The sequence below is a fragment of the Streptomyces sp. 35G-GA-8 genome, assembly GCF_023534745.1.
Lineage (GTDB): Bacteria > Actinomycetota > Actinomycetes > Streptomycetales > Streptomycetaceae > Streptomyces.
The window spans coordinates 104,356-126,004 of sequence record NZ_JAMHJQ010000021.1 but is presented as its reverse complement, the minus strand read 5'-3'; the positions used below and the strand labels follow the sequence as shown (position 1 = coordinate 126,004).

Below are 21,649 nucleotides of genomic sequence, written 5' to 3'. Positions count from 1 at the left end.
GGGCGCGGACACCCCCGGGTGAGTGCGCGTGTGCGCCGTGGTTGCGGAGGGTGAGGTGGGGCTACCGTCAGGGAGACGGCGGGTCGCACAACGTGGTGCGTCCCCTGTGGCTCGTATGTCCCCTGCGAAGGTGGAACACGTGAAGGCAATCCGTCGGTTCACCGTCCGCCCCGTCCTGCCCGAACCACTCCAACCGCTCAGCGACCTCGCCCGCAATCTGCGCTGGTCCTGGCATACCGAGACCCGTGAACTCTTCGAATCCATCGACCCCGCCGGCTGGCGGGCCACCGGCCGCGACCCCGTACGGCTGCTCGGAGCGGTGTCCGCCGCGCGCCTCGCCGAGCTGGCCGGGGACCGTCCCTTCCTCGACCGGCTGGCCGCCGCCGCGGCCGGTCTCGACACCTATCTGCGCGGCGAGCGCTGGTACCAGGAACGCGACGAGCAGGGCGCCGAGCTGCCCGCCGCCATTGGCTATTTCTCGCCGGAGTTCGGGGTCACCGCCGCCCTGCCGCAGTACTCCGGCGGCCTCGGCATCCTCGCCGGTGACCATCTCAAGGCCGCCAGCGATCTCGGCGTACCGCTGATCGGCGTCGGGCTGCTCTACCGGCACGGCTACTTCCGCCAGTCGCTCTCCCCGGACGGCTGGCAGCAGGAGCAGTATCCGCTCCTCGATCCCAACGAACTCCCGGTCACACTGCTGCGCGAGCCGGACGGCACCCCCGCCCAGATCGTCCTCACCCTGCCGGGTGACCGCTCGCTGCGCGCCTGCGTCTGGCAGGCGCAGGTCGGACGGGTCCCGCTGCTGATGCTCGACTCGGACGTCGAGGAGAACGGCCCGGGCGAACGCGACGTCACCGACCGGCTGTACGGCGGCGGCAGCGAACACCGCCTCCTCCAGGAGATGCTGCTCGGCATCGGCGGGGTCCGCGCGGTCCGTACGTACTGCCGGCTCACCGGCCATCCCGAGCCCGAGGTGTTCCACACCAACGAGGGCCATGCCGGATTCCTCGGCCTGGAGCGCATCCGCGAGCTGATGGCGGACGGTCTCGGCTTCGAGGCGTCCCTGGAAGCCGTCCGGGCCGGTACGGTCTTCACCACCCACACCCCGGTGCCCGCCGGGATCGACCGCTTCGACCGCGAACTGGTGGCCCGCCACTTCGGGGACGACGGCGAACTGCCCGGTGTGCCCGCCGAGCGCGTCCTCGGGCTCGGCATGGAGACCTACCCGGGCGGCGAGCCGAACCTCTTCAACATGGCCGCGATGGGCCTGCGGCTCGCCCAGCGCGCCAATGGCGTCTCCACCCTGCACGGCGCCGTCAGCCGCCGGATGTTCGCCGGGCTCTGGCCCGGCTTCGATCCGTCGGAGGTGCCCATCACCTCCGTGACCAACGGGGTGCACGCACCGACCTGGGTGGCCCCCGAGATGGCCCGCCTCGGCGACGCCGAGGGCGTCCCCGACGCCGACGTCTGGGCCGTACGGCGCGCCCTGCGCGAGCAGTTGGTGACCGAGGTGCGCGCGCGCCTGCACGCCTCCTGGCGCCAGCGCGGCGCCGAGGCCGCCGAGCTGGGCTGGATCGACGGCGTCCTCGACCCGGACATCCTCACCATCGGCTTCGCCCGCCGGGTCCCCTCGTACAAGCGCCTCACCCTCATGCTGCGCGACCCCGAGCGGCTGACCGAGCTGCTGCTGCACCCCGAACGGCCGATCCAGATCGTCGTCGCGGGCAAGGCCCATCCGGCGGACGACGGCGGCAAGCGGCTGGTGCGGGAGCTGGTGCGGTTCGCCGACGATCCGCGGGTGCGGCACCGCATCGTCTTCCTGCCCGACTACGGGATGGGCATGGCCCAGAAGCTCTACCCCGGCTGCGACGTCTGGCTGAACAACCCGCTGCGGCCCCTGGAGGCGTGCGGCACCAGCGGAATGAAGGCCGCGCTCAACGGCTGTCTCAATCTGTCCGTCCTGGACGGCTGGTGGGACGAGTGGTTCGAGCCGGACTTCGGCTGGGCCATCCCCACCGCCGACGGCTCGTCCGCCGACGAGAACCGCCGGGACGAACTGGAGGCGAACGCGCTCTACGAACTGATCGAGGACCGCGTCGCGCCCCGCTTCTACGACCGCGGCGGAAACGGACTGCCGGACCGCTGGATCGAGATGGTCCGGCGCACGCTGGTGTCGCTCGGGCCGAAGGTGCTCGCGGGACGGATGGTGAGCGAGTACGTGGAGCGGCTGTACGCCCCGGCCGCCGCCGCCCATCGCGCGCTGGACGCCGAGACCGCCTCGGAGCTGGCGTCCTGGAAGTACCGCACACGCACGCTCTGGCCGTATGTGTCGGTCGACCATGTCGAGACGGTCGCGGCGACCGGCGTCGGAGGCGGCGCGGGCGGCGGCGCCGAGCTGGGCGCCACGCTCTCGCTACGGGTGAGCGTCGGCCTCGGCGAACTGCGCCCGGAGGATGTGGAGGTGCAGGCGGTCGCGGGGCGGGTGGGCTCCGACGACACGATCGTGGACGCCCAGACCTTCCCGCTCAAGCCGGCCGGCGGGCCCGATCTGGAGGGCCGCTGGGTCTACGAGGGCCCGCTCGCCCTGGACCGCACGGGCCCCTACGGATACACGGTCCGGGTGCTGCCGGCCCATCCGCTGCTCGCCACCAGCGCGGATCTGGGGCTGGTCGCGCTGCCGACGGAGGCGACGGGGGAGGGCGCGGGCGTACTGCTGAGGTGAGGCGCGCGTACGCGTACCAGGGCCGGACATCTTCGGGTGTCCGGCCCATCGCGTTGGCCGGCCGCCCTGCGTTGCCCAGCCCTCTCGCACTGCCCAATGGTCCAGACCTTGACGTGTTCATGGGATGGTTCTACGTTCCTCACTCAATAACGAGTTCACAACTCAACCCCACGTTCATGTGGGTGAATCGAGTTGAGGACGTCCAGCGACCGGAAGGCACCCCCACATGCGCCCCGGATCCATCCCCCGAGTCCTCGGACTCTCCACAGCTCTCGCCGGCGTGCTCGCCGCCGCCTTCATGACACCCGCCTCCGCCGAGAAAGCGCCGGACGCCGCACCGGCCAAGCCCGCCACCGCCGCGGTCGCCGCCGCGCCGGCCAACTTCACCCACCCCGGGGTGAACCTCAACACCGCCCAACTCGACTTCATCCGAGCCAAGGTGCAGGCCGGGGCGCAGCCCTGGAAGAGCGCCTACGACCAGATGATGGCCAGCAAGTACGCCAGCCTCTCGCGGACTCCCAAGCCGCGCGCGATCGTCGAGTGCGGCTCGTACTCCAACCCCAACAACGGCTGTACCGACGAGCGCGAGGACGCGATCGCCGCGTACACCGACGCCCTCGCCTGGTACATCACCCGCGACGACCGCTACGCGCAGAAGGCGATCCAGCTCATGGACGCCTGGTCCAACTCCATCCAGGACCACACCAACAGCAACGCCCCGCTCCAGACCGGATGGGCCGGATCCTCGTGGCCCAAGGCCGCCGAGATCATCAAGCATGTGTACGGGAACTGGCCGAACGCCGGGCGGTTCAGCACGATGCTGCGCAATGTCTATCTGCCCGAGATCATCAATGGCTCCAACTCCAACGGCAACTGGGAGCTGACGATGATGGAGGCGGCGGTCAGCATCTCCGTCTTCCTCGATGACGGCGCCAGCTACGACAAGGCGATCAGCAAGTACCTCGTCCGCGTGCCCGCCTACATCTATCTCGCCTCGGACGGCGCGCTGCCCAAGACCGTCCCGAGCCAGAACCTCAACACCCGCGACAAGATCGTCAGTTACTGGCAGGGCCAGGGAACCTTCATGACCGGGCTGACCCAGGAGACCTGCCGCGACTTCGTGCACACCGGCTACGGCATCTCGTCCGTCGGCCATGTCTACGAGACCGCGCGCCTCCAGGGCCAGGACCTGTTCCCGCAGGTCGGCGAGCGGCTGCGGCAGGCGCTCGGCTTCCAGGCGAAGTACGAGGTCCAGGCCGAGCCCGTACCGTCCTCGCTCTGCGGCGGCAGCGTGCAGCGCGGCCTCGGACCGATCACCGAGGTCGGCTACAACGCGCTCAATACGCGGCTGGGCTACGCGATGACCAACACCCAGCGGCTCACGGAGCAGCAGCGGCCGGCGGGGACGAACAATCTGTTCGTGGCCTGGGAGACGCTGACGAACGCGAGCAACCCGAACTAGGTCGCGACTTCTCGGTCCGGTAGTACTCGCGGCTGTCGGCCCCGGCGGGCTCGGGGCCGACACCTTCGGGCAGCCCGTCCGCCGGGAGCCGGGTAGCCGGGCGGCTGGGGGCGACGGATAATCGGACGGGAGGGCGTAGGCGGGGCGGGACCGTCGGTGCCCCGTCGCTTCCGCGCCACCGCACTCTCGGACGGGAAGTGCACGCCATGATCAAGGGCGGCGGAATCTCCGGTGACGGGCGGCCCCTGTCACCACAGGAACGGGCGGACAGGGGCAGGGCTGCCCGCAAGAGGGCTCCCAGGTCCAGCCACGCCGGGTACACCCCGGCCAAGGGGCGGCCGGACCCGGTGGATGTGATCGAGGAGCAGTCGGCCCTGCGCGTGCCCGATCTCGTTCCGATCCGGTATGGACGTATGACGGAATCGCCGTTCCGCTTCTACCGGGGCGCTGCCGCGATCATGGCCGGTGATCTGGCCTCCACTCCGATCTCCGGCATGAGGGCGCAGCTGTGCGGGGACGCGCATCTGCTGAACTTCCGGCTGCTCGGCTCCCCCGAGCGGCGCTTGGTGTTCGACATCAACGACTTCGACGAGACCTTGCCCGGCCCCTGGGAATGGGACGTCAAACGGCTGGCCGCGAGCCTGGTGATCGCGGGACGCGAGAACGGCTACTCGGCGAAGCAGCGGGCGGGGATCGTCCGGGCCGCCGTACGGTCGTACCGCGAGCGGATGCGCTTCTACGCGGGCATGGGAAATCTTGAGGTGTGGTACGAGATCGCCGACACGGCACAGCTCCAGAAGGTGGCGGGCCGGCGGCTGAGCGCGAGAGGCCGGGGGCGGGTGTCGAAGGCCATGGCGAAGGCGCGTACCAAGGACAGCCTTCAGGCATTCGCGAAACTGACCCGACTCCAGGCAGGCGAACGCCGGTTCGTGGCGGACCCGCCGCTGATCGTGCCGATCGACGACATGCCGATGGGGATGGAGCGGGACCGGATCTACCGTGAACTCCACGCGCTCATCGAACGGTACGGTCGGAGCCTGTCCACGGAGCGGGCGCATCTGCTCCGGCAGTACCGGGTGGCCGACATCGCACGCAAGGTCGTCGGGGTGGGCAGTGTGGGAACCCGCTGCTGGATTCTGCTGCTGCTGGGCAAGGACGACGAGGACCCCCTGATCCTCCAGGCCAAGGAGGCCGACCACTCGGTGCTCGCCGCGCATGTCGGCGAGAGCGAGTACGACAACCAGGGACAGCGCGTGGTCGCGGGACAGCGGCTGATGCAGGCCGTCGGCGATGTCTTCCTGGGCTGGGACCGGGTGAAGGGGGTCGACGGCCGTCGACGGGACTTCTACGTACGCCAGTTGCGCGACTGGAAGGGCATCATGGTGCCGCAGATCATGGTGCCGAGGGGGATGCGGGTCTTCGGCGAACTCTGCGGAGAAACCCTGGCCCGCGCCCACGCCCGGTCGGGCGACCGCATCGCCATCGCCGCGTATCTGGGGGCGGGGGAGGCGTTCGATGTCGCGCTGGCGGAGTTCGCGGAGAGCTACGCGGACCAGAACGAACGCGATCACCAGGCGCTGGTGGAAGCGGTACGGAAGGGGAGGGTCAGGGCGGAGGCGGGGTGAGGGTGGGTGGTGTTGGTGGGTGGGTGCGGGTTCGTGCCGAGGGGTAGTCGGGNATCGACTGCGGCCTCCGCGACCCGTTCGGCAACAACATCCGCTTCACCGAGCCGAAGGGCTAGGGCGGACGTCTTTCGGCAGGTCAGGGCCGAGGGGTAGTCGGGGTGGGCCGGAGTTGATCATGGCGGGTGGGGGCCGCCCCTGATCTTTGAGTTTCGCGGTTCCGGGTCGGGCGTCAAGGGCGCTCCTTCGTCGCGTCGGCAAGCCGATGGGCTGCGCCCACCCTTGACACCCGCCCCTCCACCGCAAGTGCTGCTTTGAGGGGGGCGGCCCGGGGGGGAGGGGTCCCCGGAGGGGATCCGTGCATGGTTCGGTCCCTTGCCGACCGCAGGTCGGTGGGCCCTGCGGGGCTGCGCAGGAGTGGAGTGGGGCGGCCCGGCCCCGGCTCAGCGACCTGATGTGAGTGGGTGGTTGGGACTCATGCCCCGCTGTGCGGGCTCGTTGTCGGGTGACACCTGTCAGCCGAGGCAGACGGACCCGTCACCCACCCCCTATGTCCCAGTTTGGCGAGCCATTCCAGGGCCTTCAGGCCGGTGATGCGTCCTGAGTTCGGTTAAGTCGTCCCCACGACACATCACCGCCTCCGACCCGCCCAATCAGCGCCTCACCAGTCACACCCACCCCACCACCCACACACCCCCACCAGCGGGGCATGAATCCCGGCCACTTCCCGACGGTCAGTCGCTTTGCCGGGGCCGGGCCGCCCCATTCCACTGCCGCGCGCCCCGCAGGGCCCACCGGGCCGCAGGCCGGGAACCGGGCCGGTCCAATAGACAGGCCCCCCGGGGACCCCTCCCCCCGGGCCGCCCCCCTCAAAGCTGCACTTGCGGTGGAGGGGCGGGAGTCAAGGGTGGGCGCAGCCCATCGGCTTGCCGACGCGACGAAGGAGCGCCCTTGACGCCCGACCCGGAACCGCGAAACTCAAAGATCAGGGGCGGCCCCCACCCGCCATGATCAACTCCGGCCCACCCCGACTACCCCTCGGCCCTGACCTGCCGAAAGACGTCCGCCCTAGCCCTTCGGCTCGGTGAAGCGGATGTTGTTGCCGAACGGGTCGCGGAGGCCGCAGTCGATTCCGTACGGGCGTTCGGTGGGTTCGTCGGTGAACTCGACACCCCGGGCCCGCAGCGTCTCGTACGTCGCTCGGCAGTTGTCCGTGCTGAAGATGAGCGAGCCGCCCGTCGCGCCCTTGGTCACCAGCTCGCGGACCTGCGCCGCCGTCTCCTCGGACATCGCCGGCGGGCCCGGCCTCTCCAGCAGGATCTGGCGGTCCGGGTGGCCCGGGACGTTCACGGTCAGCCAGCGCATGAAGCCCAGGTCGACATCGGCGTTGACTTCCAGGCCGAGCTTGCCGACGTAGAAGTCGAGGGCCTCGTCCTGGTCGAGTACGTAAATCTGTGAGTGCGTGATCGCGTTGAACATGTGCCTCACGCTACCGAGCGAGATCGACGAAAACTTATCCAAAACTGCTCAGCCGGTGAGCGCGGCGCGGGCGGTCAGTCGCTCGGCCGTGTCCACGCCATCGTGAAGCACGTCGGTACGTTCGTGGCCGTCGACTCCTTGCGATACGCCCTCGGCGACCGGCCGACGATGTCGCGGAATGTGCGGCTGAAGGTTCCCGGACTGCCGAAGCCGACCTGGAAGCAGATGTCCGTCACACTGCGGTCGGTCTCCCGCAGCAGGGACATCGCGCGCTCGACACGGCGGCGCTGCAGATAGCGGTGCGGCGTCTCGCCGAACGTGGCCCGGAAGGTGCGGGTGAAGTGTGCCGCCGAGACATGGGCGATCCGGGCCAGGGCCGGGACGTCCAGTGGCTCCGCGTAGGCGCGGTCCATCGCGTCCCGCGCCCGCAGCATGCGGCGGTTGGACTCCTCGGCGGCGCGGCTCACAGCCCCATCACACCACGGTCGCCCACCGGCCCCACCGGCCGGTCACCCCCGCACTCAGCCGTCCCCTTCACCCGACCCCGCCAGCGACCCCACATCCGTGTTCGCCCCGCACAACACCACGCAGATCCGCTCGCCCTCCTCAGGGCGGTAGCCATACCCCTCGCCCCCCGCGGTCAGCGCGGCGAGAGCCGTCGCCGCGGCGTGTTCGACCGCGAGGCGGTGGTCCGTCCACAGCATGCGGCGGGCGCGGGTGATCTCCGGGTCCGGGACCAGGACGGAGCGCACATCGTCGTGGTCCGCGGCGCGCAGGGCGAGCGTCGTGGCGCGGGCGGCGCCGAGGGAGTCGGCGGCCACGGAGTCGACCGGGACGTCGACCACCCGGCCGGCTTCGAGCGCGGCGTTCAGGGCGCGGCAGTTCTCCGGCTCGACCGCCACCGTCCGGATGCCGTGGTGCCGCGCGGCGGTGGCCACCCCGGCGAAGAGCCCGCCGCCGCCCACCGAGACCACGACCGTGTCCAGATCCGGGATCCGCTGTTGGATCTCCTCCAGCAGGGTGCCCGCGCCCGCGGCGATCAGCGGGTTGTCGTACGCGTGCGAGGCGAGCGCTCCGCTCGTCGCGGCGAAGTCCTGGCACGCGGCCAGCGCCTCGGCGTACGACGCACCGGTCAGCCGTACGTCCGCGCCGTACGAGCGGAGCCGCGCGACCTTCACGGGCGGCGCGGTCTTTGGGAGGAACACCGTGGCGGTCACGTTCTGCTGCCGGGCGGCCCAGGCGCAGGCGAGTCCGGCGTTGCCGCCCGACGCGATGGTCACGCCCGCGTCGGGGAGGGTGCCCTCCTCGCGATGGGCGCGCAGGAAGTTCTGGGCCCCCCGGGCCTTGAAGCTGCCGGTGTGCTGAAGGTGTTCCAGGGCCAGCCAGAGCTGGGCGGCGCCGGGGTCTGCGGGCGCCACCGCCACGGGGCGTACGTGTCCCGCGATGCGGTCGGTGGCCTGCTTGATGTCGTCGTGGCTGAGTTCTCGCACCGGCTGCTCCTCGTTTCGATACGGTGTACCGTACGCTGGCTCGCATGCCTCGGCAATCCGCTTCCCTCGACTCCGCCACCCCCGGCCGTATCGCCGCGACAGCTCTCGCGCTGGTCGACGAGGAGGGGCCCGGAGCCCTCAGCTTCCGTACGCTGGCCGCCCGCCTCGGTGTCGCCCACGCCACCGTCCAGCGCCGCTGCACGGATTTCGCCGGGCTGCTCGACCTCTGCGCCGACCATCTCGCGGCCGATCTGCCGGACATCCCGCCCGGCACCGACTGGGCCCGTGCCACCGAGGTCCGCTTCCGCCGGCTCTACGAGTCGCTGACCGCCCATCCGGGGCTGCTCGCCCTGCGCGGCGGCCGGCCGTGGCTCGGGCCGCAGCTGCTGGGGCGGCTGGTGGAGCCGCAGCTCGCCGACAGCATCCGGGCGGGCATGACGCCCGTGGAGGCGATCACCGCGTACCGCCGGATGTATCTGCTCACCCTCGGCAGCGCGACGTTCGTCGATCACCGCGACCCGAAGTCCTCGCTGGCGGTGACCCGGAGCGCGCTGGCGGCGCTCGACCCGGCGGAGTTCCCCGTACTGACCGGGCATCTCGCCGCCATCCTGCCCGCCGTCGTGGACCACGAGGTCTTCTACGGCGCGCTGCGCCAGCTCGTCCGCGCCGCCGACCCGGCAGCCTGACCAACGCCCCCTTCTCGTCACCGCGATACACGACACCGCGATACACGACGCCGCGCCGCACGACCACGACCGTGCCACCTGCCCCACGGCGTCCCGGAACCGGTTCCGTAGGATCGGCCCGTGACAACGAGTACGGGCGCGGACACGAATACGGACACCGGTTGGGCGCCACCGACCGAGACCGAGCGGCTGCTGTACGAGGCGACGGCGCGCGACGACGGGGACGCGGTCCTCGACACGCTCTCCCGCTCCCGGCTCTATGTGCTCGTCGCCCGGCTGCACGCCGACACCCCCGGCTACACCGCCCCGCTCCCGTCAGGGCATGACCCCGCGACAGGCCGGACCCACGTCCCCGTCCTGACCCCCGGCATGCTGCCGCCCTGGCATCCGGAGTGGGTGTTCCGGCGCACCACGCTCGCCGAACTCGCCACAACCTGGCCGGACAACAAGTGGTGGCTCGCGGTCAACCCGGGCACGCCGTACGCGACCACCGTCAAGGCCCGGCCGGCACACCGCAGGGCGTGGCTGAGGGCCGACGCGAAGTCCGGCGGCCCGCGGCTGAATCGGCTGATCACCCACACCGGCGGTCCGCTGCACGGGCCGCTCGCGCACGGGCTGGCCCTCGGCGCCCATCTCGCCGTCAACAACGGCATCGTCTGGAACCAGCTCGGCGCCGCCTACCTCGACTACGAGACGGACATCGCGCGGCTGCACCGCCCCTGGCACGTCGGCAACCGCGCCGCGTACCGGCAGACGCTCGACGCGCTGATGGCCACCCGGCTCATCGGCCGCACACACGAGTTCGTACTCCGCACCCGGCTCGGTCTCGTCGAACGGCTGAAACGGGCGCCCTCGCAGCGGGAGTGGTCCGAGGCCGTCACCGCCGCACTGAACCGGCGCGGCGCGTCCGAGGAGGAGTCGGCGGAGGCCGGTGAGTCGCTGCTGAGGGTCGTCCGTTACGAGAACCGCTTCCGCGCCGACGGCATCCTCGCGCCCGACGCGCGGATCGACACGCTGGCCGCCTTCGACCACGGGCGCGCGGTCAATGTCGTACGGCTGGCGCTGGGCGCGCGCTACTGCGATCCGTACGAGGCCGAGCAGGCCGTCCTGCGGATCGGTGAACTGGCCCGGCGGGCCTATGGCTCCTGGGAGGAGTTCTCCCTCGGCTACGCGCTGACCCGGATGATCCATTTCGACACGGACGACGACTCCGACGCCAGGTATCAGGAGTCGCTCGACCATCACCGCGTCCTCACCCAGGACCCCGCCGGCCCCTACCGGAACATCCCCTGGTCATGAACCCCACGAACCCAATGAACCCCACGAACCCCACGAGTCCCGCTAACACCCCCGCGTACGGCACCCCTTGGATATCGCCGTCCGAGACCGAACGCCTGCTGTACGAGGCCGGGGCGCGCGGTGACGTCGAGGCCCAGCTACGGGTGCTGGCGGGCGAGGGGCTGTACATCGGCGCGCCGAAGGCCGAGGTCGACGCGGAGCCCGACATCGTCCACTGGCGTCCGCACCGCGACGAGGCCGGACGGAGCTGCAAGCCGGTCCTCACGCGCGGGATGCTGCCGCCGTGGCACCCCGAGTGGGTGTTCCACCGTGTCTCACTCCGGTGGATCGCCGAGTTCGAGTGGCGGGACCCTCGGCAACTGCTCGCGGTCAACGCGGGTACCCCCGCACAGCTTCTGCTGCCCGCCCTGCCCCAGCACCGCGCGCTGTGGCTGCGGTACTACGCGGAGAACGACCGCTCGTCACGCGGCCGGCTGATCGCGCTGCGGCACGGTCCGCTGCACGGGCCGCTCGCCTACGGTCTGGCCTGCGGCGCGCATCTGGCCGTCGGGAACGGGGTGCCGTGGAACGAGGTCGGCACCGCCTACCACGACTACACCGAGGAGGTCGCGCTGCTCCGTGACTCCTGGGACGTCACCGAACGCACTGGCTGGCAGCGGGAGTTGAAAGCACTGCTGGACGCGCGCAACAGCCCGCCCGAGCCCGATTTCGCCCTCCGGGTGCGCGAGGAGCTACGGGCCGGTCTCGGCGGCCCGCCGTCGGCCGACCTGTGGCGCGAGACGGCCGCCGGGCACGCCCAGGACCTCGGGGCCGGCCACGGCGCGGTCAAGGGCATCGAGGAGCTGGTGCGGCGCATCGTCCGGTACGAGGCCAGGTTCCGCGCCGACGGGCTGCTGCCGCCGGACGGCAGGGTGAGCACCACGGTCGCCTACGACTACGGGCGTGCGGTGAATCTGGCCCGCTGGGGGCTGTCGGCGCGGTTCTGCGATCCGTACGAGGCCCAGCAGGCGATCGTGCACGCCGGGGCGCTGAGCAAGTCGGCGTACCGCTCGTGGGAGGACTTCTCCGCGGCGTACGCGCTCGGCAGGGTGCTGCGCTTCGACGGCGAGGAGTACGGCTCGTTCTACGAGCAGAACGTCGTCGCCCACCGTCAGCTGACGGAGAACGAGGGCAGCCCCTGGCGGAACATCCCCTGGCGCTGAGCGACCGTGGGCCGGGCCCGACGCGAGCCGAAGGACTCGACGCGAGCTGACGGACTCGACGCGAGCCGAGGGGACTGGGCGCGGACACGGAACCGCCCGGGGTGTCGTCACACCCCGGGCGGTCCGCCGATCGCAGGGTCCCGCGGCTCAGCTCGTCGGGAAGGTGAGCTTGAAGCTGTTGATACGGCCCGTGTCCTGCGCCGCGACATCCTGGACCCTCAGCTGCCAGGTGCCGTTGGCCACCTCGGACGAGGCGTTCACGGAGAAGGTCTCCACGACGTTGTCCGCGGAGTCGCTGCCGCTGGAGTTCTTCAGCCGGTACGCGGTGCCGTCCGGCGCGACCAGGTCGATGACCAGGTCACCGCGCCAGGTGTGCGTGATGTCCACGCCGACCAGGAGGTTGGTCGGGGCGTTGCCCGTGATGCCGGTGACGTTGATCGAGGAGGTCACCGCCGCGCCGTTGTCCGGGATGGCCACCGCTCCGGTGTTCTCGAAGACCGTGCCGCCCCCGCCGCCACCACCGGGGCGGGTGCCGACCGCGATACCCGCCCAGGCGTTCGCGACGGCGGTGTACTCGGGGCTGGTGGTGCCGTACAGCTCACCGGCGACCGCGAGCGTGCCGGTGCGGGCCGCCGCGTAGTTGGTCGTGGAGGTGAACTTCGTGGTGAGCGCCTTGAACCAGATCTGCTCGGCCTTCGCCCGGCCGATGCCGGTCACCGGCAGACCGTCGGAGGTCGGGGAGTCGTACGAGACACCGTTGACGACCTTGGCGCCGCTGCCCTCGGAGAGCAGGTAGAACCAGTGGTTCGCCGGGCCCGAGGAGTAGTGGACATCGATGTTGCCGATGCCGGAGTACCAGTAGTCCTTGGACGCGCCGTCCTTGCTCGGCTTGTCCATGTAGCGCAGCGGGGTGCCGTTGCCGTTGATGTCGATCTTCTCGCCGACCAGGTAGTCACCCGGGTCCTGCGGGCTGTTGGCGTAGAACTCGACCGCCGCGGCGAAGATGTCGGAGGTGGCCTCGTTCAGACCGCCGGACTCGCCGCTGTAGATCAGACCGGCGGTGGCGGCGGTGACGCCGTGGGACATCTCGTGCGCGGCCACGTCGATGGAGGTCAGCGGCTTGGCGTTGCCCGATCCGTCGCCGTACGTCATGCAGAAGCAGCTGTCCTGCCAGAACGCGTTGACGTAGTTGTTGCCGTAGTGGACCCGGGAGTACGCGCCGACGCCGTCACCGCGGATGCCGCTGCGGCCGTGCACGTTCTTGAAGTAGTCCCAGGTCTCCCCGGCGCCGTAGGCGGCGTCGGCGCCCGCGGTCTCCAGGTTGGACGGGGTGCCGTTGCCCCAGGTGTCGGTGGAGTTCGAGAAGAGCGTGCCGGTGCCCGAGGTGCCGCGGTTCAGGTTGTACGTCCTGTGGTTGCCGCGACCGCCGTCGGTCAGGTTGTACGTCGACCCCGACTGGGTGGAGCCGAGGGTGACCTGACCGCTGTACTGGGTGTTGCCGACGCCGTTGTTGACGGCCTGCCACTCGTACAGCTTCTTGCCGGTGGCGGCGTCGGTGACGACATGCAGCTCGTTGGGGGTGCCGTCGTCCTGGAGTCCGCCGACGACGGTCTCGTAGGCGAGGGTCGGTGAACCCTGCGCCATCCAGACCACCTTGCGCGGCGCGCGCTCGGCCTCGGTCTTCTTCGAACCGTCCGCGGCGGCGGCGCCGAGCGCCTGCTTCTCGGCGACGGCCGGCGCGACCTCGGCCGTGGTGGCGACGTTCTTCAGCGCGGCGGCGGACGCCTTGCTGACGGACTGGGTCGTGCCCGCCTTCGTCGCGGCGACGACGAGGTCACCACCGAGGACCGGAAGGCCCTGGTAGGTGCGCTCGTACCGGGTGTGCGTGGTGCCGTCGACGTCCTGGACGACATCGCGGACGACGAGCTTCTCCTGTGCGCCGAGGCCGAGTTCCTTGGCGGTGGCCGCCTTGGACGCGTCGGCCTCGCGTATCAGCGCGGTGCGCTGTGCGGGGGAGAGGGTGCGCGGCAGCGCTCCGGGGTCGGCCTTGCCGGCGACGGGCGCGGCGGGCGCGCTGTCCGGCTGGGCGCTGGCGGTGCCGGCCTGGACACCGACGGTGAGAAGAGCTGCTGCGGCGATCAGAGCGCCGGTCGCGGTGGCGCGGCGGCTGAGCGTGGGTCTCACGCGAACTCCTTCTGCGAGGGGGGTACCGGGCAGCTCGGTGGGCCGTCCGGACAGTGCACGCGGAGCAAGGTGGTGCGGAGAACGGGGGAAGAGTGGCAGGCGTGACGGCTGGCTGTCAGGAGCGCGTCAACAAGTTGGCCGGAATTCGTTCGCTGCCCGAATGGCCTTGTTCGTTAAGCGGACGTTTCGTCGATCATTGCGGTGGTGTTTCCGGGGGTTCGCGGTAGCCGGATCCGGACAGGGTGCGGAGATCCGGCGGGCGGCTCGCGCTGTTGTGGATTGTGAACGGGGTGTGGTGCGAGGGGCCGATGTGCCGTGACGCGATCACTGCGGATCGTGGCTCGTTTCGTACCATCGGTTGTACGGAGCGGACACGGCCCGTGGGCGTGCCTCCCGGCCCCTCCGATGCCGGACCCCCCGACCCTTTGGCACGTCCTAGGCGGGTCGGTACGAGGTGATCAGCCGGGCGAGATGCGCACCCGCCGTACGCAGCGGTTCGTCGCTCCTGGACACCTGAGCCGCGAACTCGGCGCCCTCCAGCGTGCTGATCACCGTATGTCCCAGGTCCTGGGCGTCCTCGTCGGGGATCCCGGCGCGGCGGAGCGCGTCGGTCACGAGCCCGCGCCAGTGCGCGAAGGCCAGCGCGGCGGCCCGCTGGATGTCCGGTGCGCGGCCGGCCGTTCCCAGGGCGGTGGCCGTGACCGGGCAGCCGTCGATCCAGTCCGAGGCGCGCAGGCCGGTCGCGAGGCCCTCGGCGCAGGCGACGACCGCCCGGGCCGGGTCCGGCTCGCCGGCCAGCACCTCGCGCAGGATCGTGGCGAACTCCCGGTCGCCGTGCTCGATCGCGGCGACGGCCAACTCCTGCTTCCCGCCGGGGAAGAAGTGGTAGATGGAGCCCAGTGTGGCGTTGGCCTCCTGGGCGATCTGCTTGATCCCGGACCCGTCGTACCCCTGTCGCTGCATCAGCCGCGAGGCGGCCCTGACGACCCGTTCGCGGGTGCCGAGGGTGGCCTCCGGATCGCCGTCCGAGTGGTGCCGAGCGGTGGTCTTCATCGGATCAGGCTATCGGGTGGAGCGTTCGCTCCAGTGCCCCCCGCCGACGAGGAGCGGGGCGTTTGACCACGGGTGGCGCGACCCCGAGTCCGGCGGACCCTGAGTCCGGCGGACCCTGGGGTGGGGCGGGAGTCAGGGACGGGTCGGCCCGTGGTCGGACGCGCCGGTCCGGCCGCTCGCCTAGCGTCTGGGGCATGAAGCGACTTCACCGTACGGCGACCGCCGCGGCACTCGCGCTCCCGGTCGTCGCGGCAGGTACCGCCTCGGCGCTACCGGCACCCTTACCCGTCACCGCGCCCGCCGCGCCCGGTTCCGTGGCCAGGGCCGAGACGCCCCAACTGCCCCGGCCCACCGGCCCGTACGCGGTCGGCCGGCACTCGCTGCACCTCACGGACCACTCCCGCCCCGACCCCTGGGTGCCGGAAGCGGGCGCGCGTGAACTGATGGTCACCCTGTACTACCCGGCGCGGGCCGGTACGGGCACGCCGGCCCGGTACGCGACCACCGAGGAGATCCGGCTGCTCATTGAGTCCCAGAACCTGGACGCCACCGTTCCGCCGGAGACACTGAGCGCGACCGGTGTACACAGCCGTGTCAACGCCCGCCCCTCAGAAGGCGGTTCGCATCCCCTAGTGGTGCTCTCCCCGGGCTTCACCGTCTCCCGCTTCACCCTCACCGCCCTCGCGGAGGATCTGGCGAGCCGCGGGTATGTGGTCGCCGCCCTGGACCACGCCTACGAGTCCGCGGGCGCGGCCTTCCCGGGCGGCCGGACGCTGACCTGTGTCGCCTGCGACAAGCTCAGGGAAACCGAGGACTACGGCGTCGCCACCACGGTCCGCGCCCAGGACGTGTCCTTCCTCCTGGACCGGCTGACCGGGAGCTCGCCTGCCTGGCGGTACGCGCACCTCATCGACAAGAAGCGGATCGGCATGGCCGGCCACTCGCTCGGGGGCGCGAGCGCGGGATCCGCCATGGCGGGCGACAGCCGCGTTCGGGCGGGCATCAACATGGACGGGTCCTTCCACGGTTCCGTACCCCCCGAAGGGCTCGACGGCCGCCCCTTCATGATGCTGGGCACCGAAGTGCTCCACCATCCCGGCGGCGAGGACGACAGCTGGGACACGGCCTGGGAGCGCCTGGACGGCTGGAAGCGCTGGCTGACCCTCGCGGGCTCGGACCACTTCACCTTCACCGACGCCCCGTTGCTCGCCGAGGAGTTCGGGCTGCCCACGCCGGAGCTCTCCGGGGAGCGCTCGATCGACCTCACCCGCGCGTACGCCGGGGCCTTCTTCGACCAGCACCTGAGGGGCATCCCGAGGTCCCTGCTGGACGGCCCGACGGCGGCCGACCCGGAGGTGCGGTTCAACAACCCCTGACGGGTGAGGGAAGAAGCGAGATCGGGGCCGGGGCGCGCGTCAGTGGGGGGTGAGCACCATCCGGAAGCGGGCGGCGCCGGAGAGCATCCGGTCGTACGCCTCGGCCGTCCGGTCCAGCGGCATGACCTCGATCATCGGGCGGATCCCGTGCAGGACACTGAACTCCATGGTGTCCTGCACGTCCTGAGCGGTGCCCGAGGGATGGCCGCGAATGATCCTGCCGCTCATCAGGAGCTGGCCCGAGGTGATGCTCATCGGCTCGGGGGCCGCGCCGATGAGGACCAGCTCGCCCCGGTGGGACAGCCCGTCCACGGTCGCCGTGACGGCTTCGGCGTTGGCGGCGGTCGCGAGGACGACCTTCGCGCCGCCGAGTGACCGCAGCGCGTCCGCGACCGGGGTGTCCGCCGTACTGTCGATGTAGTGGTGCGCCCCGAGCTCTCTGGCGAAGTCCTCCTTGGCGGCCCCGCGGGCGATGGCCACGGTCTCGAAGCCCATCGCGACGGCGTACCGCACCCCCAGATGGCCGAGACCGCCGATGCCCAGTACGGCGACCAGGTCGCCCGGCCGCGCGGAGCTGCGCCGCAGTCCGTTGAAGGTGGTCACCCCCGCGCAGGCCATGGGACCCGCGTCCGTCGCCGCCAGCCCGTCGGGGATCCGGGCCAGGGCGTCGGCCGGCGCGATGACCGACTCGGCGAAACCGCCGTCGTACGTCCATCCGGGGACCTTCAGGTTCTCGCACACGATGAAGTCGCCCTGCCGGCACGGCACGCAGTGGTGGCAGCTGCCGCCGAACCACCCCACCGTCACGCGTTCTCCCACCTGCCAGCCACTCCGCGTCCCGTCGCCCAACTCCTCGATCCGTCCGGCGATCTCGTGCCCGGGGACCACCGGAAACCGCACGCCCGGCAGGAGGCCCCCCACGAAAGCGCTGTCGCTGTGACAGACCCCGCAGGCGTCCACGGCCACCCGCACCTCCCCTGGCCCCGGCCGCGGGACCTCACGCTCGACGATCTCGAACGGCCCGTCGGCGGAGGCGACCTGCGCGACTCGGTAGGTGCTCATCTGGATCTCTCCGGGGGCGGAGGGGTACGGAACGGAGGGGTACGGGGAAGCGAAGCCCCCCGAACCAGCAGACCAGCTCGGACCCGGTCACGCGCGCCGAGTGAAGCAGGCGAGTTCCCCCGTGGCGGACCGGCGCGGTCCAGCGGGTCCTTGTCCCGGGCCCGGTTTCCGTCAGGCCAGGCTGTCGCGCCAGGCTCGATGGAGGCCCGCGAAGCGGCCCGTGCCGGCGATCAGGTCCGCGGGGGCGCCGTCCTCGACGATGCGGCCGTGTTCCATCACCAGCACCCGGTCCGCGATCTCGACCGTCGACAGGCGGTGCGCGATGACCACCGCCGTACGGCCGCGCAGGACCGTGTCCATCGCGCGCTGCACCGCGCGCTCGCCCGGGATGTCGAGGGAGCTGGTCGCCTCGTCGAGGATCAGGACCGCCGGATTCGCCAGCAGCGCGCGGGCGAAGGCGACGAGTTGGCGCTGGCCCGCGGAGATGCGGCCACCGCGCTTGCGCACGTCCGTGTCGTAGCCGTCGGGCAGGCCGCTGATGAACTCATGGGCGCCGATGGCCTTCGCCGCGCCTTCGATGTCCTCGCGGGAGGCGTCCGGGCGGCCCAGGGCGATGTTCTCGGCGACCGTGCCGGAGAACAGGAACGCCTCCTGGGTCACCATCACCACTCCACGCCGCAGCTCGGGGGTGTCCAGCTCGCGCAGATCGACGCCGTCGAGGAGGATCCGGCCCTCCGTCGGGTCGTAGAACCGCGCCAGCAGCTTCGCCAGCGTCGACTTGCCGGCGCCCGTCGAGCCCACGACCGCGACCGTCTGGCCCGCCGGGATCGTCAGATCGAAGCGGGGCAGGACCTCGCCGCCCGTGCGGTACGCGAAGCCCACCCCGTCGAAGACGGCCTCCCGGCCCGGGAACTCGCCGGTGAGCGCGGGCAGCGTCCGGGGGTTCGACGCCTCGGGTACCGAGGGCGTCTGGGCCAGCAGGCCCGCGATCTTCTCCATCGAGGCCGCCGCCGACTGGTACGAGTTGAGGAACATCCCCAGCCGGTCGATCGGGTCGTACAGCCTGCGCAGATACAGCACCGCCGCGGCCAGCACACCCAGCGCGAGCGTGCCGTCCGCCACCCGGTAGGCGGCCCACAGGACGATCGCGGCGACGGCGGTGTTGGCGACGAAACGGGAGCCGACCACATACCGGGCCATCTCCAGCAGCGCGTCGCCGTTGCTGTGCTCATGGCGGTGGTTGAGCGCGTGGAAGTCCCTGTCATTGGCGCGCTCGCGGCGGAACGCCCGCACCGGCCTGATGCCGTTCATCGTCTCCGCGAACTTCACGATCACGGCCGCGATCGCGGTGGAGCGCAGGCCGAAGACGATCCCCGCCCGCCGCTGATAGAGCCGCACCAGCAGATACAGCGGTACGAAGGAGAGCACCGCCAGCGATCCGATCCCCAGGTCCAGATAGAGCAGCATCGCCGAGATGTACGCGAAGGCCAGCACCACCCCGATGAGTTCCTGAAGGCCCTCGCCGAGCAGCTCGCGCAGTGACTCCACATCGGTCGTCGACCGGGAGATCAGCCGCCCGGAGGTGTAGCGCTCGTGGAAGTCCAGGCTCAGCGCCTGGGCATGGCGGAAGATCCGGCCGCGCAGATCGAGCAGTACGTCCTGGTTGACCCGGGCCGAGACCCGGATGAAGGCGTACTGGAACGCCCCCGAGCCCAGCGCGCAGATCAGATACCCCGCTCCGACGGCGTACAGCGGCCCGTTGTCGCCGTCGCGGAAGGCGGGCACACCGCGGTCGATGGCGTACGCGACGATCAGCGGGCCCGCCTGGGAGGCGGCCTGCTGGAGCAGCAGGAGCAGCGCGGCCAGCGCGACCCGCCCGCGCCTGACCTTCAGCAGGGACCGCAGCAGGGCGCCGGTCGCGCCGGGGGGCGCGGGCAGGGCGTCCTGGCCGAACGGGTCGTCGGCGTCTGCGGTGTGGGCCTGTGCGGCGTGGGCCTGGGTGGCGTGTGCCTCGACGGCATCGGGCGCGGCCGGCGGCGTGGGGGAGCCCTTGCCACCCGGCTCGACCGGGCCGTTCGCGTCCGGGCCCGGGGCGCCCTGGCCCGTGGTGGTCGATGTCGTCATCGGATGCTCTCCTCAACAGGCCCGGAAGCGGCTTCGGCTTCGGCTCCGGATCCGGCCCCGGGATCCCGTTCCGTCCCGGACATCAGCCACGCGTACTCCTCGCTGCTGCGCAGCAGCTCCTGATGGGTGCCGACGGCGGCGATCCGGCCCCCCGACATCAGCGCCACCCGGTCGGCGAGCAGCACCGTGGACGGCCGGTGCGCCACCACCAGCGCCGTGGTCTCCCGGAGCACCTGCCGCAGCGCGGTCTCCACCAGCGCTTCCGTATGGACGTCCAGCGCGGACAGCGGATCGTCGAGCACGAGGAAGCGCGGCCGGCCGACCACCGCCCGTGCCAGCGCCAGCCGTTGGCGCTGGCCGCCGGAGAGGCTGTGTCCCTGCTCGCCGACCTCCGTCCCGGTCCCCTGCGGCAGATCCTCGACGAACCCCGCCTGGGCCACGTCCAGCGCACGCCGCAGCGCGTCCTCGTCGGCGTTCTCCGCGCCCATCAGCACGTTCTCCCCGACGGTCGCCGAGAACAGCGTCGGTTCCTCGAACGCCACCGACACCAGCTCCCGCAGCCGCTCGCGCGGCATCAGCGCGATGTCCTCGCCGTCCAGCGTGATCCGCCCGGCGGTCACTTCGTGCAGTCGCGGTACGAGGGCGGTCAGCGTGGTCTTGCCCGAACCGGTGGCCCCGACGATGGCCATCGTCTCGCCTGGCCCGATGTGCAGATCGATACGGTCCAGGACGGGCGTGGAGCCCGCCTCGGCGTCCGGGTAGCGGAACGAGACGCCCTCGAAGCGCAGCCCGCGCCCGGCCCCGTGATCCGAGGTCCCTCCCGACGCGCTCCCCGGCGCGTCCTCCTCTTCCTCCCGTACGTCCATGACCTCGAAGAACCGCTCGGTCGCCGTCGCGGACTCCTGGCTCATCGCGAGCATGAACCCGATCGACTCCACCGGCCACCGCAGCGCCAGCGCCGTCGACAGGAAGGCGACCAGCGTGCCGGTCGAGAGCCCGCCGTCCGCGACCTGGATCGTGCCAAGCACCAGCGCGGCGGCGACGGCCAGTTCGGGAATGGCCATGATCACGGCCCAGACGCCCGCCAGCAGCCGCGCCTTCTCCAGCTCTGTCGCGCGCAGCCGCTGGGTGAGCGCCCGGAACGCGAGGGACTGGCTGCGGTGGCGGCCGAAGCCCTTGATGATCCGGATGCCGAGCACACCCTCCTCGACCACCGTCGTCAGATCGCCCACTTGGTCCTGCGCCCGGCGCGCGACCAGCGCGAACCGCGACTCGAAGTACGAACAGACGATGACCAGCGGTACCACCGGGATCATCAGCACCAGCCCGAGCGACCAGTCCTGGATCAGCAGGATCAGAAAACCCACCAGGATCGTCGTCGCGTTGACCAGCAGAAACGTCAGCGGGAACGCCAGGAACATCCGCAGCAGCATCAGGTCCGTCGTGCCGCGCGACAGCAGCTGACCCGATGGCCACCGGTCATGGAACGCCACCGGCAGCCGTTGCAGATGCCGGTAGAGATCCGCCCGCATCGCCGCCTCCACACCGGCCAGCGGTCGCGCCACCAGCCACCGGCGGAAACCGAAGAGGACCGCCTCGACGATTCCCAGCACCAGCAGGAGCAGCGCCCCGAGCCAGATTCCCCCGGTGTCCCGGTCCGCGACAGGACCGTCCACCATCCACTTCAGTACGAGGGGGAACACCAGCCCGAGACAGGAAGCGAAGATCGCGACAAATGCCGCACTGAACAGACGTACGCGCACCGGTCGTACGTACGGCCACAGCCGCAGCAGAGAGCGAACGGAGGACCGGTTCTTGGTGGCTGCATGTGTTTCGGACATCAGGGGCGAGCCTACGGTTCACCACTGACATCGCTCATGTGGTTTTC

15 protein-coding genes are annotated in these 21,649 nt (G+C 71.1%); 7 read left to right on the top strand and 8 right to left on the bottom strand.

Annotated features, from left to right (window positions below):
* The first annotated feature begins 139 nt into the window (after positions 1-139).
* The 3 genes from glgP to M1203_RS34895 all read left to right on the top strand — a co-directional run bounded on the left by glgP (position 140) and on the right by M1203_RS34895 (position 5,809).
* Positions 140-2,722 carry an alpha-glucan family phosphorylase gene (gene glgP, locus M1203_RS34905; RefSeq protein WP_249953863.1) on the top strand — a complete coding sequence of 861 codons (2,583 nt, stop codon included), beginning with the start codon at positions 140-142 and terminating at the stop codon, positions 2,720-2,722.
* A 226-nt stretch (positions 2,723-2,948) separates the two neighbouring features.
* A complete protein-coding gene (locus M1203_RS34900; RefSeq protein ID WP_249953862.1) occupies positions 2,949-4,184 on the top strand; it encodes an alginate lyase family protein in 1,236 nt (411 codons plus the stop codon).
* A gap of 206 nt (positions 4,185-4,390) precedes the next feature.
* Positions 4,391-5,809, top strand: coding sequence for a DUF2252 domain-containing protein (locus M1203_RS34895; protein ID WP_249953875.1), 1,419 nt, complete (start codon positions 4,391-4,393; stop codon positions 5,807-5,809).
* A gap of 1,065 nt (positions 5,810-6,874) precedes the next feature.
* Here M1203_RS34895 and M1203_RS34890 read toward each other — a convergent pair.
* The 3 genes from M1203_RS34890 to M1203_RS34880 all read right to left on the bottom strand — a co-directional run bounded on the left by M1203_RS34890 (position 6,875) and on the right by M1203_RS34880 (position 8,775).
* Positions 6,875-7,285: a VOC family protein gene (locus M1203_RS34890; protein WP_249953861.1), complete on the bottom strand. Its 411-nt coding sequence runs from the start codon at positions 7,283-7,285 to the stop codon at positions 6,875-6,877.
* A gap of 74 nt (positions 7,286-7,359) precedes the next feature.
* Positions 7,360-7,752, bottom strand: coding sequence for an AraC family transcriptional regulator (locus M1203_RS34885; RefSeq protein ID WP_249953860.1), 393 nt, complete (start codon positions 7,750-7,752; stop codon positions 7,360-7,362).
* 54 nt (positions 7,753-7,806) lie between these two features.
* A complete protein-coding gene (locus M1203_RS34880; RefSeq protein WP_249953859.1) occupies positions 7,807-8,775 on the bottom strand; it encodes a threonine/serine dehydratase in 969 nt (322 codons plus the stop codon).
* A gap of 44 nt (positions 8,776-8,819) precedes the next feature.
* On the opposite strand from M1203_RS34880, the gene M1203_RS34875 reads away from it, so the two are divergent.
* The 3 genes from M1203_RS34875 to M1203_RS34865 all read left to right on the top strand — a co-directional run bounded on the left by M1203_RS34875 (position 8,820) and on the right by M1203_RS34865 (position 11,962).
* On the top strand, positions 8,820-9,461 hold the full coding sequence (locus M1203_RS34875; RefSeq protein ID WP_249953858.1) for a TetR/AcrR family transcriptional regulator: 642 nt from the start codon (positions 8,820-8,822) through the stop codon (positions 9,459-9,461).
* A gap of 120 nt (positions 9,462-9,581) precedes the next feature.
* Positions 9,582-10,760: a DUF1266 domain-containing protein gene (locus M1203_RS34870; RefSeq protein WP_249953857.1), complete on the top strand. Its 1,179-nt coding sequence runs from the start codon at positions 9,582-9,584 to the stop codon at positions 10,758-10,760.
* Positions 10,761-10,774: 14 nt separating this feature from the next.
* Positions 10,775-11,962, top strand: coding sequence for a DUF1266 domain-containing protein (locus M1203_RS34865; RefSeq protein WP_249953856.1), 1,188 nt, complete (start codon positions 10,775-10,777; stop codon positions 11,960-11,962).
* 147 nt (positions 11,963-12,109) lie between these two features.
* On the opposite strand, the gene M1203_RS34860 is transcribed toward M1203_RS34865, so the two are convergent.
* Both M1203_RS34860 and M1203_RS34855 read right to left on the bottom strand, forming a co-directional pair.
* Positions 12,110-14,146, bottom strand: a complete 2,037-nt coding sequence (locus M1203_RS34860) for a M4 family metallopeptidase (RefSeq protein ID WP_249953855.1) — start codon at positions 14,144-14,146, stop codon at positions 12,110-12,112.
* Between the two features lie 435 nt (positions 14,147-14,581).
* Complete coding sequence (locus M1203_RS34855) at positions 14,582-15,199, bottom strand: TetR/AcrR family transcriptional regulator (RefSeq protein ID WP_249953854.1); 618 nt, start codon at positions 15,197-15,199, stop codon at positions 14,582-14,584.
* Positions 15,200-15,393: 194 nt separating this feature from the next.
* Here M1203_RS34855 and M1203_RS34850 point away from each other — a divergent pair, with 194 nt between their 5' ends.
* Positions 15,394-16,575: an alpha/beta hydrolase gene (locus M1203_RS34850; RefSeq protein ID WP_249953853.1), complete on the top strand. Its 1,182-nt coding sequence runs from the start codon at positions 15,394-15,396 to the stop codon at positions 16,573-16,575.
* Positions 16,576-16,614: 39 nt separating this feature from the next.
* Here the strand turns inward: M1203_RS34850 and M1203_RS34845 are convergent, their stop codons facing one another.
* The 3 genes from M1203_RS34845 to M1203_RS34835 all read right to left on the bottom strand — a co-directional run bounded on the left by M1203_RS34845 (position 16,615) and on the right by M1203_RS34835 (position 21,602).
* The gene (locus M1203_RS34845; RefSeq protein ID WP_249953852.1) at positions 16,615-17,637 is read right to left on the bottom strand and encodes an alcohol dehydrogenase; all 1,023 of its coding nucleotides are present in this window, start codon (positions 17,635-17,637) and stop codon (positions 16,615-16,617) included.
* A gap of 171 nt (positions 17,638-17,808) precedes the next feature.
* Entirely contained in the window at positions 17,809-19,761 is a 1,953-nt protein-coding gene (locus M1203_RS34840) for an ABC transporter ATP-binding protein (RefSeq protein ID WP_249953851.1), read from the bottom strand.
* Positions 19,758-21,602, bottom strand: coding sequence for an ABC transporter ATP-binding protein (locus tag M1203_RS34835; protein WP_249953850.1), 1,845 nt, complete (start codon positions 21,600-21,602; stop codon positions 19,758-19,760). Before M1203_RS34835 ends, M1203_RS34840 begins: the two co-directional genes overlap by 4 nt.
* Positions 21,603-21,649: the final 47 nt, after the last annotated feature.